Below are 15,446 nucleotides of genomic sequence, written 5' to 3'. Positions count from 1 at the left end.
TTCATCGTTTTTGCAAACCATAGCGGTATATTTTGCTTAGCAAGTCGCGATTACTGATCGTTTTATTTGTTAGCTGGGAGGTATAACCTTGGATCGATAAAAACTGCTGCTCTGCTGCTTCAAGTAGGTTTTTATCCGGTGTACTGAGTAATTTGCTTTTAAAGCCGGCCCCGTACAAAACAAACTGGTAGCTCGCGGCTTGAAACACTTCATCTCGCGCAGGGAAGTCGTTCATATCAGGCACCTTGTGTTGCCACAAGGCAAGCAGCTCTTTTAGCGAGTCAGGTACAGAGCTTTGTGCTCTGTTGACTTGCCAAAAAGCTGAGCTGCGCCGGCTCAACACATAATGGAGTTTCAGAAAGTCAATGATGCGTTGCCAACGATAAGTAAAGGTTTGATTGAAGCGTTTGGCGATAACATCCATGCAACTTCGCGTGTTAGGAAGCTGCTCTGCTAGCATGTTGGCTGACATCTCAACCAACACAAGTGCTGATGCCTCTAAGGGCTCGATGAAGCCTGCAGATAATCCGATAGCAACACAGTTGTTCTTCCAAAATTGTTGCTTGTATCCAGGGGTAAAATGAATCTGTTTGTAGCTCAGCGTGTCAGTGTTTTGCTGGGTTTTCTGAAGAAACTTAACCAAGGTGCGATGGGCGTCTTGTTCATCGCAATATCTATCGCTGTATACATAGCCAATGCCGCGCCGGTTGGGTAGGCCTATATCCCAAATCCAGCTGTTATCTTGAGCTGTCGACTCAGTAAAGGAGGCGATCGGACTATTCTGTTCGACGTAGGGGAGTTGCGTGGCGATAGCATTATTGGCAAAAAGCACATCGTCAACTTGCGTGTTGCACACGCCTAAGGTGTCACCTAATAACAGTGCGCGAAAGCCAGTGCAATCGACAAATAAATCACCGTTAATGTGATCAGGGTGATTTGAGTTATCCTGGCTAGGCACGGCAAGGTGCAAACAGGTAATATCGCCATTTTCATCTTGTTCAACCTGTTTGACGTTCGAAAGCACATGTTTCACCTGCAAATGTTGTATGCAGTGTTCGCGCAGGAACTCAGCAAATAATGCGGCGTCTAAATGATAACCGTAATTAGCAAACCCGGTGAACTCTGGGGTAGTGATAAGCTTGGGGGCTAAGTTGTTATTCGCCAATTCGGTTTGTAAACAGTAGGCTTGGCTAAAGGGCTCTTGGCTTTGAGTGGATAACCAGTGCTGAGCTTCAGCCCCTTGACTTGCTTGTTGGGGAACATCAAAAGGGTGATCATATTGGCTGGGGCGGTCGTGCTGCCAATTTACGAAACGTGAGCCTTGTTTAAATGACACATTACACTGACGTATGAAGTCAGTTTCTGTGACTCCTATGCTTTGCAAGGTGCTGCGCAGCGTGGGCCAACTTCCTTCACCTACACCGATAGTCGGTACATCAGGAGACTCACATAACGTGATGTTAAGTTTACCGCTTTGCACCCGAGAAGATAAACGAGATGCGAGTAAACCGGCCGTCAACCAACCAGCAGTGCCACCACCGACAATGACGATGTCTTTAACCTGTGAATTTAGTTGCACGTACTTTTCCCTATTAAGCTGCTCGTTAAATGTCATGGCTGTGGTAAATAAAAAAGCCCTATGAACGTCAGTCATAAGGCTTTGAATTAATATCTACCTGCGTTTTTTATTCCGAGTCGCTACGGAATAGCGATTAAACGCACATTATCAATGTAATACTGAGCATCCGACTCGCTTAATTTTATATTGAGGCTCATGGTCTGTTCAGCCCAATCAATTTCCGCGCTGCGGCCAAATTCCTCAGTAATAATGATGTCAGAGGTTGTGATTTCTGCCCCCTTAGTCATACCACTGCCATTTGCTGCGATAGAGTCAGTGCCGTTAGACAAGGTTAACTCATATAACACGACTGTGCTCTCGCCGGCGGTATGCAAAGTGTCATGGTTAATCAGCTGCGCATCCATTACCACTGCGTAACGCCCGCTAGTGTTGATCGCCCCCGCTTTTACCGGCAAACTAACCGTAACCCCATCTGCTGCGCCCGTGGTATCAACGAATAGCTTTTGCGTGTCATCCACATCGCGAATTTCAACAGTGCCGCCATCGCTGGTAACCGTTTGCGCGTCATCAAACAGCCCCGCATTGTCCACTAGCATATCGTGCGCGGCGAGATCATAGTGGCCATATTTGACCATATTTAGGTCGTCAATATTGTGCTCACCTCCAGCGTTTGACTCATCGTACTTTAATAAACCAAAGTGGACCGGCAATGTCTCGTAGCCATCCCATGCACCAGCATCGCCAGTATCAATAATTTGCACATGCTCCATCCAGGTATTGAGTGACTGATCGAAATAGCGACCACCTAACCAAAACCGATTATCTAGGCTTGAGCCATCGGGCACTGTGGTAAATAAAGGCACATATGGGTTACCGTTTGCGCCATTTGATGCTGTGTTATTTAACCAATAAGACATGGCGTATTTTTGGTCGTTTTCCAGCGACGCTACGATATTTTGCAATTCAAAATGACAGAAGCTGCCTTGCATATGCAAGCCATAATCACCAGTGCGAGCGGAGGTTGTTGTTATCTCAGGATTAGGACATGCCCAACCAGCCCAGCCCCATACAAAACCACCCGTATTATTAGTGGCATCAAGGGGGCCAACGTATTGCGCATCTTCAAAGTCAGCGTTGAAACCTGCCGCTGCTACTAAGTTGGTTTGTTCTCCGTTGAGGGTGACCACTAAGCTTCTTTGCCCATCAGCGGTGTTGCCTGCATCGTCTGCGACTTCAAACAGAAATTCGAGCACTTTGCTTTGACCATTTTCAATTTCATTGAAAAAGGCGTGGGGATCAACTGACAGCATATTGCCATCAAGCTCCACACCGTAGGGCAGTTCAGATTCGCCGTCTAGGGTGAGGTTATTGATCACAATTGCATCACCCTCACGCTCAACTGTGTCTTGGGTTAAGTCGTATACCTGAACCGTATCTGTTTCATTCGCGCTGGCTTCTAAGAAGTAATTTAAGATCAATGGAGCCCCAGGGATATCCTGTACGCCCAATACATTGACCACTAAATTTCTATCGATTTCAAAACGATGATCTTTGACTTGATAAGTGTAATTAAACGTGACTTTTTCGCCGTCAGGTATTTGTGATTCAACAGAGCTAATGTCGAGTTCAAGTTCGTTGTTTTCGTTTATTGTGAAGGGAATAGTGTACGGATTTTCGCTATCAGCCTCTACATTAAACGCGGTAAGCGGCTCTTCATCGCCATCGCTGACGCCTCTGAGTAGGTCAAGCACGGCAGTGCCAGCATCGCGAGTAAAATTACCTACCAGATCACCTTCAGCTTCAGGAGCAACATCTTCTCCAATGATGGTGATAGTGGCTGTTCTGGCAATGGTATTGCTGCCATCAGTAATGTCATACGTGAGCGACATAGTAAGCGACTCATCCGTATCGAGGGTTGGCGCGATTGCTGACGGGCGAATGCCGAGATACAGACCATCGATTTCAAAACCGGTCATATCCTCTAAGTTTGAGCTGATATTATTAATACGTAGAATATCGCCGTCCATATCAGTGGCGACACCTTCACCACTGTCTTCACCGGTTGGCGTACCCAATAAAAATAAACGTTTAAAGGGATCTTTCTCCGAGTAAGATAAAACAATATCACCGCCGTGTGTAGGAGCATTGCTTGATACTTCAGGTGTTGAAGAGCCACCTGAGCTGCCGCCACATGCAGTAATGACAGAACATGCTACGCTGGCTAATAAAAATTTTGTTTTTGGAATTGATTTCATATCTATATACCGTTGCTGAGAGCGAGGCCCATGTGGTCATGTACCTCGCTTATGCCTATCTTAATAACTAACCTTAAAACGTAACGTTGACACCTAGGCGATAAGTCGTGCCGACCTTATAGCGGGTATAGGTGCGTGAACGCGTAGCGTCTCCTTCTAACGGATTTCCTTCTTCAAAGGCAACAAATTGATAGCCTACATCGTTGTCAGCAAATACTCGTTCGACTTGCAATTCACGACTGGTGAAATACGTTCTAAATTCATCATCTAGTAAGTTGATGGCCTGTAATGAGAAGGTAACGTTATCGTTTAGTTTGTAAGAGGCAGAAAGGTCGAGGTTACCGCGCCCTTCATTCCAAATTGAGCCTTGGTTCCAGGTCCTACCTTGTAAGCCAGTGTTGTAATCTGTTCCTACTAAAGAGTCGCTGGTGCCGCGATAAGCGAGGCGGATCTGGTGACCGTCTTGCTCCCAAAATACGGTAGCGTTATAGCTATGCTCTGGTGTATCAGCCACAGGGAAAGACGGTAGCGTCTTGCTCGGGTCGATAGTAGAACGGTCTGGATCATACTGACTGTCTTGATAGGTATAGTTGGCTGAAACGCCTAGGCCCGACAAGAATCCCGGTAAGAAATCATAGGTTTGTACATAGCCTAGCTCGACGCCGGTAATTTGCGCGCCTTTACCATTCACGACTTTGCTAACGCTGTACTGCGCACATAGGTCACGCAAGTCGTTACTAAAGCGGGTTGGGTCGGAAGGCCACCATCCGTAATCAGCCGTTGCCCTTAGTGGCATACAGCCATCTAAGCCGTGATCGTCTGTTCCATCATCTTCGGCCAGTAAGATAATTTCACTGCCGCTGACTGGGGTTTCAATGTTACGCACATCTTTTAGATACGTAACTGCATTTTCAACCGTGGTGAAGTTAGACATGTCTTTATGGAAAACCGCCACGCTAAGCATAGAAGTTTCGTTAAAATACCATTCGAACGAGACATCCAAGTTGTTAGACTCAAGTGGTTCTAACTGGGTATTATACATGGATACTCTACTACCCGTATTTGGGTTGCCTGAACCCCAGTAGCCATTTTCTGTAAGTTGGAAGCCAGGACGCAGCTGATCAATTTCAGGTCGAGTCATGGTCTTTGAAATAGAGAAGCGACCGATCATTTCATCTGAAATGGCGTAGTTTAAATTTAAACTAGGCAACCAATTGGTGTATGTATGGGTATCAGTCGCGCGAAATGACTGTAGCTCACGGTTGGTCGTCGAGTCAGCTGAGAACTGGTTTGCATTCACTGTTGCCAATGGTGTGGTACCGTCATACACAATATTACCGTCCCAACCATTGTTTCGCGTAGTGGACACATCTGCGTAGCGCCACATATTTAGCCAACCAATGGATGTGCCCGGGTCGGGTAAACTAGGGTCTTGTTGAAAAGCAGCCCATTGTGCAAATGCTGGGTCGTGACACGGGCCTTGGTCTGCTATGCGCGTCCAGCCTGACGGATCGGGGCCACTGCTGGTATCCCATCCTTGGCCATCTACACGTTGGTATTTTTCTTCGTAACCAAGTGGCTGATTAGGATCGGAATAAACCGGTGCTTGACACTCGGGTAAGCTTGTATCGCGTAAATCACGTAACATAACGCGGTCAAATTCTCGCTCCAGCGTTTCCGTGAATTGCCAAAAATCAGCCCCTGAATAGCCCTCAGCTGCAATGTCTGTTTTGACATAGCGCATGCCGATATTACCGGTAAGACGCCCGTCAAAAAGATCAAAGTTGGTTTTAAAGTAATAGGCTTGGGTATCAATATCGGTAATACGAGACTCTGAATCGTTAGGGGTTCTTACCGTGTTTTCATCGTCCAACAATAGGCTTACTGCGTATGCTGGGTCGACAGGTGTCCATCCTGTGGTGGCCTCGTTACGGGCATACCCTAAAGACTCCATAAAATCATCATAGGGCAGGCCGCCTTCACGGGCGATTAAGTTAGCGCGAATATCTAATAGTGCGCCACCCGGTATGGCAACCGCGTTACCAAATTCATCTTCTACTACCTCAGTGGCGGTCACTGAGTTAAATTGATACGTCTGGTTATCTACGTCTTTCGTACGCTTAGTAACCTTTGCACCGAATTCGAATGAGGTTACACCGTAGCGGTCGAAATCGTATTCAAAATCAAGTTGACCATTAGCCAATTCATCGCTAACGGTAACGTCTCTTTCACTTAAAAAACTTAAATGTTGAGCGTTAATATCTGCAGGGTTGTAGCCGGTAAAAACGGTGTTGTCTTCATAACCCGGTATGTATATACCTGTGTCCGGGTCTGTTTCATTAACGATTTGTTCCCCTAAATCGGCGAAAGAGCTTCCGAACACCATTTCACAGGTACCAGTGGTGCAATCGTATCCCACAGGCTCAACGTCTCGACCTGCGTCGTAAAGCTTGACAGCAGGTACCTGCGGAAAGTTTTGCATGGCGGCAAAGGCACTGGGTAGGCTTTTCGATTCACTTTTAGAGTAACCAAATTGACTAGATACACGAAATGTATCTGTTAATTCTCGTTTATAGGTCAGTGAAATGCTGCCGTTTTTCTGATCGTCGCCTCCTTGAGACGCCTGTAAGTCACCAGCTCCGAAACGGTTTAACTCTCTAAGCATGGTGTTGGTGTTGGTATCAATAACATACCAATCTGTTTGTGGATCGGTAAACGGAGCAGGGGGACGCTGGCTTCCTAGTGGCTCAACGCCCTCTACAAAGTTTTTGTTACCCGTTGCACGGGTGATAACCGCGTCTTGGCGGGTAGCGTACTCTTGTTCAGAGTATGTGATATCTAAATTTAACTCAGACACATCATCCGGCAAAAACTGCAGTCCAAAGGTTAAACCTTGACGCTCTGTGGTGTTTTGGTGCAATTCATATCGCGTTGCGGTAGGACGTATGCCCTTTACGCCAGAGATTGCATTGCCGTCCATATCACTTGCCGAATCGATAATGGTGGAGGCTTCAAATCTATCTACCCGGTACTGATCGCGACGAATACTCGATGTTTGGTCATAAGCGGAGAAAGCGATACCCAGACGGTCGTCGAGGAACTTTTCAGTAAAGGTAAACTGGACTTTGTAATCTTCTTCTTCGGCAAAGTCGTTATAACGCCCCTGGGCCGTGAAAGAACGTATGCCTTCTTTTTGATCTAAAGGCTTAAGCGTAATGAGGTTTATGTTCGCGCCTAACGAGCCTTCGTCTTGGTCGGCACTAGAGGTCTTCACGACCTCTAGCTTTGACAATATATCAGCTGAAAACGAGCTTAGATCTACTGCTTGGCTAAAATCTGTAGAGGTTAGCTGCTGACCATTAATGGTGATGTTATTCTGATTCGCGGTAGCACCGCGCACCGTTACTTGTGTACCTTCACCGTCTCGCGTTACTAACGATACGCCAGTGACTCGGCTTAACGCATCCGCCACATTCTGGTCGGTTGATTTACCGATATCTTCAGCATTAATCGTATCAACTAAGTTTTGTGAGAAGCGTTTGTCGTTAATTGACTTTTTCAGGCTACTTTTTAAGCCTGTAATTTCAATTATTTCCATGTCGCTTGCTTCTTTTGATTCGACTTGGGTTTCAGTTTTACTCTGCGTATTTTGTTCTTCTTGCGTTTGTGCAATGGTGTTTGATGCCATTAACACCGCAATTGAGATAGCGCTCAATTTAAATGGTGTGGTGAATGCGTTAGACATAGTTAATTGTTCCCGGTAATTATAAATGTCGTTATTCGCCTTGGTGTTATTTGACTAGCGTATTCGCTAAGCCGACCAGACTCATTTTAAGGGCCCACACAAATCTCGTATGAACATTTTATTACACTTAAAATGTAAAACACATGTAAACATTTGGTTTAGCTCTTGTCAAAGGTTTTTTGTTAACAATTAACGTTAAGTTTCTCGAGGTATTTTTATCTGGCTATGTACATTTAAGCCTTAGTTATCAGTGTATTATGCTTTAGTCTAATAAGTGGTTGCAGATGCTGAAGCTGTGTTTAATGCCATAAAAAGGATACTTAACTAGTTATTTTGCCTGCAAATTGATGAACTTTACTGTGATGCAAAGGGGTAAAAGTGCGCAAAACAGGTTTATTATCGAGGAAAGGTGACAAGAGATCTTTATCGAGGAAAGGTGACAAAAAATCTCACAGAATTAACACCGCGTTGCAAAAGTAACGCCTTAAAGCCAGCACGATGCTGGCCATCAATTTTGCGCGCAGCGTCGTTGTGGGAGGTTAAATTTTAAATTTCTCACTTAATTCGGCAACAGAGTGGCTCATCTTGACGATTTGTTGGTTGATCACGGAGCTGCGCTGAGCGATATCGAGGGTGCGTTCGTTGCTGTCCTTAATGTTCTCCACGTTTTGTTTTATTTCCCCTAGCGTGTTCTTTTGATTGTCAGTATCTGTGGCAATTCCTAGCGCGCCCTGAAGACTTGTCTCAATGGCGCGCTTGATATCACTAAATGTACTTTCTGCTTCGGCAACTGAATCGACATTTTCATCCATCATTTTTTGGCCATTTTGCATGACCGCCAGTGTTTCGCTTGATTGTTGCTGTAGCTTTTCAATGATTTCGGTAATTTGACCCGTTGATACTTGGGTGCGTTGGGCAAGGGTGCGTACCTCATCTGCCACCACAGCAAAACCACGGCCTTGCTCACCAGCACGGGCAGCTTCTATTGCTGCATTTAACGCTAATAGATTGGTTTGTTCAGCAATCCCCTTAATGACCTGTATCACGGTATCAATTGATTGAGAGTGCTTTTCGAGCATTTCTGTTTTGGTGGTCGATTCTCGCATGTTTTCGGCAAGCGTTTGTATGAGCGCACTTGAGCTGTTGACTTTGCGCATGCCTTCGCTGGCTAATGAACTTGTATCCTGAGTGATACTGGAGGATTCAGAGGCCTTATGGGCAACATCTACTGCGGTCTGATCCAGTGCTTGTACTGCGGATAAAATCATAGACACTTGATTATTAAGATCCTGCACTTGTACGTTCAACTGCTCAACGTTTGCTTGGCTGTCTTCTGCACTTGCATCTAAGGTTTTAGATACGCCGACAATCTCACTTACTACGCTGTGCACGTTATCGATAAAGCGATTGATGCCTGTTGCCAACACGCCTAGCTCATCTGAGCTGGTATAATTTACGCGCTGGGTTAAATCACCGTTTCCTTGCGCAATATCCTGAACTCGGGCGGTGATATTTTCCAAAGGGGCTACTACCAACCTACTGATAAATAGATGCATAAAGAACATCAGCACAGCGTCAAGAATCACTATCTGGATAATGGATTGATATATCGCATCATTTAATGCGTTATCTAAGGTAGCAGAAGAAAAAGTTAGCTCAATATTACCGGCATCAATGAAATCGTCTTGGTCTTTGAATTGTATGGTTTTTTCAATGCGTGAATGTACATCACCGCTAAACTCATCGTCTATTACCTGTTGCGTGCGTTCATCCCACGTTACGCTAAATAAGAGGTCGTTTTCGCGATTAAACGCTCTTAGTTCAACTAGGTCGTTGGTACCTAACTCTGCTTTAGCAATTTGTGTTGCATTGGCAATATTGTAATTCCACAGGGAATCAGCCAAGGTAATACTCAGGCGTTCTGTAGTATTTTGTGCTGACTTTGCGACCTTGTCCGCAAGATTAACTTGGTTTATCGATGTGATAACGATTTGAAAAACAACCAAGGTTAACGTAACAACAACAAAAGTAACTAAGTTTAGCTTTTTACGCAGATTCATATGACATCCAAGTACTGTGTCTATTCTTTTATAAAGTATGATAAATATTAACAATCAGTTAGTGTAACTATATTATTATAAAATTGTTACGAAAAAGGAGACCTATGTTGAACTGTCGGCATCAATGGCGTAGCCCTTTAATCTTTTTTTATTCTTGTATCATGGGTATGTTGATTTCTAGCTCGGTTTTGGCACAGTCCATTGAAGTGGCTATTTTAAGTACTTCTGGGCCGCAAAAAAGCAGTTTTTTGCGCCATGCCAAATCATTTGAAGCGCAATATCCCGGCAGCGAAGTGATCTTGTCGTTTTATTCAGATGCTGATTTTAAAAAGTCGATTGTAAAGTGGTTATCGCAAGGTAGTGGCCCAGATATTTTAACGTGGCAAGGTGGCCCTAGGCTTTATCAGTATGTGCGAAACAATCAGGTAAAAGACTTGTCTCGCCTTTGGTCAGAGCATGGTCTAGATGCTTCTTTTAGTGAAGGGGCCATAGGCGCTATTTCATTGAACAACAAGCGCTATGCGATCCCGACGTCTTATTATCAGTGGGGGTTTTATTACCGACAGTCCGTTTTCGATGAACTAAATTTGCAACCCCCAGCGGATTGGAAGAGTTTTTTGAATGTGTGTGAAACCCTGAAAAATGCTGGGATCACGCCTATCACCATAGGGGCGGCCAATAAATGGACTTCTGCGGCTTGGTTTGATTATTTAAACCTGCGTATTAACGGATTGGATTACCATCAGCGATTATTGCAAGGTGAGATCCCATTCACGGATAAGGGGGTAAGAGACGTTTTTGAAAAATGGAAATTACTGCTTAATAAGGGTTACTTTACCACACGTTATAATGGTTGGGATTGGCAACAAGCCATGCCGTTTATGTACCACAAAATGGCAGGAATGACTTTGATTGGAAACTTTTTCGCAGGTGGGTTACCCCCTTTACTTAAAGAGGATTTCCGGTTTTTCCCATTCCCGCAAATTAACCCTGCGATACCAGCATACGAAGAGGCGCCAATGGATTTACTTATGGTGCCAAATTACACCAAAATGAATAAGACGATTGAGCATTATTTGCTGTCGATTGCAGGGCTAGACTTTCAAAAACGCTATAACGATGTTTCTTCGATGATTTCGCCTAACAAGCAAGTACAAAGCAAAGATGATTATTTTATCCAGCAAGGGCAGAAGGTTTTAAATAATGCGGCTGGGCTGTCGCAATTTTTTGATAGAGACACCAATGAAAAAATGGGGAGCGCTGGCACGGTTATATTTACTGAGTTTATGGACAGCAAAAATGTAGATGCTACGCTCAGCGCACTGGAGAATGCTAGGCAAGCCTATTTGTTATAAGCTTGGCTATAGCAGGTAATCAAACAGCCTAAACAAAGCGTTTAGGCTGCGTATTTACGCCAAAAATTGATGTCTGTCGGGCTGTTGTTACGCGCTGCACGTTCGCAACGCATCGATGCGAGCACTTCAAACGGGTCAAGGGCGAGCATTTCAGCTATTTCTACCGCCAGCCTGTCATCGATAGAGCCAGTTTGATTGCGGTAACGGCTAACGGCTGAACGCGATACACCAAGCTTTTTGGCAACGGTGTTGTCAGACCGTAGACGGTATTTTTTCCTCAACATGTCGATTAATTGCATGCTTTTGTACATGGGTTCATCCTCTTACTGTTGTACGTAAACATTGACTTTTGATGTCCACAGTTGGTCCACCACTAGTTACTGTTTTGAAAAGTGCCAGCGTCCAATATTTGTTTTTTCAGGCGATAGCGACAAATGTAATTCCAATTCCAACTCGGATCGTACTTGTGACACAAACCCCAATGTAAGCCTGGGGTAGGGGGGTCTTGTGTTTCGCTAGGGCGGTAAAGGCCAATCGCTTCTGGCGCACCTTTAATATGGGCTTTAATATCAAAATTAATGCCGTCTGGAGCAAATTGAATGGTGTTCTTTTCTGGCCCATCTGTGGTTAATAAGCTAGCAACCCCGCCTTTGTAGTTCCACACGACGACTTCGTGGCCACTGTTAGAAATGGGATTGTATTCAGACTTGTGATACGGGCCTAAAATGTTGTCAGCTATGGCAACGCCGTGTTTTATTTCTCGGCCACCAAAATTCATTTCTTCGCCCATGGTTTCCCCTTTGTAATACAAATGGAATTTTCCATTGAAAACCAACAAACAAGGATCGTGCACTTTATGACTGTCAAAGCTGCCTTTTGACTTAACATGGAAACGGTTGTCTTCTTCGCCCAACCATTCGCCGTCCATAGAGGGGCTGAGAATAGGCGCGGTTGATTTTACCCAAGGGCCAAAGGGCGAATTCGCGTGCGCGATAGCAATTTGTTCGATTTGCCGATTGGTGTAGGGAAACTGCACCGTCTGATATACCAAATAGTATTTTCCTTCATGGGCGAGCACTTCTGGGGTAAAAACTGCGCGATCGTCAAACTCTCCCGAGGCGCCTCGTTGAATCGCTGGGCCTTGCTCTTGCCATGTTTCACCATCATTTGACGTGGCGTGCCACACTTCCGTTAAATCCCACGGGAACACTTTATCCTCTGGGTTACTGCTACCAAAACCAACGGTTTCGCCTGTGCCTTTGGTGTACCAGCAATGGTATACACCATCTACTGATATCACAGATGTTGGGTCGCGACGTATCACCCCTTCTTCAAAGGCAAAGTCACCTTTTAGCGGGCTGGATTCGAATTCGATCATCCAGTCAGCGTTCTTTGAATCGTAACCGCGCTCGATAGCGCGCTTGGTGGCTAGGCTTTGTTTTTGGTTGGCCTGAGTCATTAAAATTTCCTCGTACTAACGGTTAGATGTTTTCCAATTGGCGTTAAAGCGCCTGAATGAATTGCTGGCGGAATACATCAAAAATACTGTGCTCTACAATGGCACCCTGGTGTTGCACAACGAGGCCTGCGGCCCCTGATGCTTGCTCAATAGCTGATTGAACATCTTTGTTTGCCATTCTGCATGCTAAGTAAACCCCGGCAAAAGAGTCTCCTGCGGCGGTCGTGTCGCGCTGCACTTTTGCAGGAGTAAAAGGCACATGACATACGGCTTGGGCGTTTTCAAAAGCAAAAACGCCTTGTTTACCCGCTTTAATGACGAGCTCGCTTACCTGGTGCTTTGTGCAGTAACTGACTATCTCTTCTACCCCGGTATGGCCTAATAGATCTTGATGATCTTCGGTTCCCGGTAAGACTATGTCGCTCACGCCATACGCGGCTTCAAGCCACTTAATAGCGTGGGCCTTGCCTGTCCACATCTTAGGACGGTAGTTTGGATCGAATGCGATTTTGCTGCCTTTGCTTCTTAACCGTTTTATTAAGTCAATAAATCGGGACTTGTCGTCTTCAGCTAATATTCCTAGGGATATTCCACTGAAATAAACCAAGTCGAAATGTGGCCAAGTAGATTCGCTATCACTTTGCTCAATTAGTGACATTAGCTGGGTAGCGGCGGAGTTTTTACGCCAATAATCGAACTGTCTTTCACCATTGGGATCATTTTTTATCGCGTATATACCCACATTATGTTCAGGGGAGGAAAGCGTGAATTGACTATGAATACCGTGCTTTTGCCAATGCTTCGTCATCATGCTACTAAACATATCTTGCCCAATGCCTGACAAAAAGAAACAGTCGATTTCGGGCTGCCAACGTTTTGCGTACACTAAAGAGTTATAGGTATCGCCTGCAAACGAATGCTGCAGCGAATTTTGTGAGTTAACACTCAACTCGACCATGCATTCGCCAATGGCCAAAAGTGATGGATTACGCATATTAGGCCACACTCACTTTGTTTTTCGTGCTGTCTAAATCCAGCTCAATTTCTTCGATAGTCTTGTTTTTGGTTTCGGGCATGATTTTAAATAAAATCACAAAACCTATGGCACCACTGATAGCGTAGAACAAGAAGATATTACTGGCTCCCATGTGACTTAGTTGCCACGGGAAGAACTGTTGCACTAAGTAGCTAACAATACTCGCTAGTAGGGCAAACATGGGGATAGCAGTACCGCGAATGGCAATAGGGAATATTTCTGAGAACAGCACCCACATAACAGGGCCAATCGAGAAGTGAAATGCAGCGATGTAGCCCATTACGCCAATTAATATCATGTTCGCGTTGACGTTAGTTGCCATTTGCATGAGTTGACCTTCATGACGTCTGAATTCTTCGACGCCAATAACCGACTGTAATTGATTTTTAAATTCTATATCTGAGCTAAACGCGGTATTTAGCATATTGTGCATACTGGCGATGCTGTGTTCATTGGTAAACGATGAGATTTGCTCTGGGGTAAGCATGTAAGTGGCATGACTAAACGCGTAGTGACACATGAATAAGCTAATGGTGCCCGCCGCTAAGCCGTAAATAACCAGTGGTCGACGTCCGAGTTTGTCCACCAAAAGCACCGCTGCAACAGTAAACAACACACTGACTAACCCGACGATCAGCGCTTGAAAAAACGCCGCATTTGTCCCTAAGCCAACTTGCTCAAAGACTGTTGGGGCATAGAACATAATCGCATTGATGCCGGTAATTTGCTGCACAACACCCATGGTTAAACCAATCAGGGCTGCTTTACGCATTTTGCTACCGAACATGGCTTTTATAGCTTGCATGGTAGATAGGGTGTGTTTATCGCCTAGAGCCACACTATGCTGAATTTGCTCTAATTCTTTTTCGACTTCTTGGTTAGTCAAAAATTGATGCAATACGGTGGTCGCTTCACTGATGCGATTGTTCATCACCAACCAGCGAGGGCTTCGAGGGATTAAAACAAGCAAGAATAGCCAAATGACCGCAGGCACAACTTCTATGCCGAGCATCCAGCGCCACGTATGCGTATCTAGGCCAAGCGCATAAACCCAATCCGCCTCCATTTGTGATACTTGCAATATCATGTAGTTGGCAAAATACGCCGCTGAGAGGCCAATAACGATATTAATTTGGATCATAGCGACCAATTTACCACGCAGTTTTGGCGGAGCAATTTCACCGATATACATGGCGGCCACCGATAATGATGTAAATGCTAACCCGCCGACAAAGCGCGCCGTTACCAACATTTCAAATGAGAACGCGCATACGGATGCCACAGCTGACAAAATATAGAGGAAAGAAATAATTAGCAGTGCCTGACGACGACCGTACTTATCGCAAATAAAGCCTGTGATCAGTAAAGCAAACAAAACACCGAAGCCAGGGGCACTGACTACCGCACCGATTTGCAAGTCTGACAGGGCAAACTCAGCAGAGATAAAACGCACTGTACCAGAGATGAGGGCAGCGTCTAGACCAAAAATGAATCCTCCGAATGCCACTACAATTGCGCAGAAGAATACATGTCTAACTTGATTATTCATTGGTGTTCCTATTTTGCTTGAGTCACAAGGTTACTCAAATCGTCTTTGCTTTATGCTAACGTAAATATTGATAATTGTTAACAATTAATTATTCTTAAATGCAAGTCGGCACCGCGTCGGTTTTATAACACTGATGTTGGGTGGGTTAAGCCATTAATGACGTTTACCAGAATGTTAATGAGTTTCTGCTGTTATGCTTCACTGTTGTGCATTAACACTAAATTTTGCGACGCAGTATAAGACAATTATCATCCCTTGTTGTCTACTTTTTCCTTATTAAGATATTCAAATATATGATTTATCAAAATAAGTTGAGGGCACTGTAGTAAAATAAATATCTAATTAATTGTTAACAATTTACATGGTGAGTGTGCTGTGTATAATGCCAAATTGTAAATTATGTTAATA

At 44.7% G+C, this 15,446-nt stretch carries 9 protein-coding genes; 1 reads left to right on the top strand and 8 read right to left on the bottom strand.

Translation table 11 applies throughout. The features are described 5' to 3' along the window. Position 1: 1 nt before the first annotated feature. The 4 genes from GCHA_RS19520 to GCHA_RS19505 all read right to left on the bottom strand — a co-directional run bounded on the left by GCHA_RS19520 (position 2) and on the right by GCHA_RS19505 (position 9,639). The gene (locus tag GCHA_RS19520; protein WP_052018008.1) at positions 2–1,615 is read right to left on the bottom strand and encodes a tryptophan halogenase family protein; all 1,614 of its coding nucleotides are present in this window, start codon (positions 1,613–1,615) and stop codon (positions 2–4) included. 83 nt (positions 1,616–1,698) lie between these two features. Then, positions 1,699–3,834 (bottom strand): hypothetical protein, encoded by a 2,136-nt coding sequence (locus tag GCHA_RS19515; protein ID WP_007991419.1) that lies wholly within the window; start codon positions 3,832–3,834, stop codon positions 1,699–1,701. 73 nt (positions 3,835–3,907) lie between these two features. Further along, positions 3,908–7,579: a TonB-dependent receptor gene (locus GCHA_RS19510; RefSeq protein WP_007991417.1), complete on the bottom strand. Its 3,672-nt coding sequence runs from the start codon at positions 7,577–7,579 to the stop codon at positions 3,908–3,910. 539 nt (positions 7,580–8,118) lie between these two features. Further along, positions 8,119–9,639, bottom strand: a complete 1,521-nt coding sequence (locus GCHA_RS19505; protein ID WP_007991416.1) for a methyl-accepting chemotaxis protein — start codon at positions 9,637–9,639, stop codon at positions 8,119–8,121. 104 nt (positions 9,640–9,743) lie between these two features. On the opposite strand from GCHA_RS19505, the gene GCHA_RS19500 reads away from it, so the two are divergent. Further along, positions 9,744–10,994, top strand: a complete 1,251-nt coding sequence (locus GCHA_RS19500) for an ABC transporter substrate-binding protein (RefSeq protein ID WP_039992854.1) — start codon at positions 9,744–9,746, stop codon at positions 10,992–10,994. 41 nt (positions 10,995–11,035) lie between these two features. Here GCHA_RS19500 and GCHA_RS19495 read toward each other — a convergent pair whose 3' ends face one another. The 4 genes from GCHA_RS19495 to GCHA_RS19480 form a co-directional block, all read right to left on the bottom strand. After that, positions 11,036–11,305: a helix-turn-helix domain-containing protein gene (locus GCHA_RS19495; protein ID WP_007991411.1), complete on the bottom strand. Its 270-nt coding sequence runs from the start codon at positions 11,303–11,305 to the stop codon at positions 11,036–11,038. A 62-nt stretch (positions 11,306–11,367) separates the two neighbouring features. Then, positions 11,368–12,453 (bottom strand): glycoside hydrolase family 117 protein, encoded by a 1,086-nt coding sequence (locus GCHA_RS19490; protein ID WP_007991409.1) that lies wholly within the window; start codon positions 12,451–12,453, stop codon positions 11,368–11,370. A 43-nt stretch (positions 12,454–12,496) separates the two neighbouring features. Beyond that, the gene (locus GCHA_RS19485; RefSeq protein ID WP_007991407.1) at positions 12,497–13,447 is read right to left on the bottom strand and encodes a sugar kinase; all 951 of its coding nucleotides are present in this window, start codon (positions 13,445–13,447) and stop codon (positions 12,497–12,499) included. 1 nt (position 13,448) lies between these two features. Beyond that, complete coding sequence (locus GCHA_RS19480) at positions 13,449–15,038, bottom strand: sugar porter family MFS transporter (RefSeq protein ID WP_007991405.1); 1,590 nt, start codon at positions 15,036–15,038, stop codon at positions 13,449–13,451. Positions 15,039–15,446: the final 408 nt, after the last annotated feature.

Origin of the sequence: Paraglaciecola chathamensis S18K6 (genome assembly GCA_000314955.1) — a bacterium.
GTDB classification, from domain to species: Bacteria; Pseudomonadota; Gammaproteobacteria; order Enterobacterales; family Alteromonadaceae; genus Paraglaciecola; species Paraglaciecola chathamensis.
This window is presented reverse-complemented; position numbering and strand designations above follow the sequence as displayed.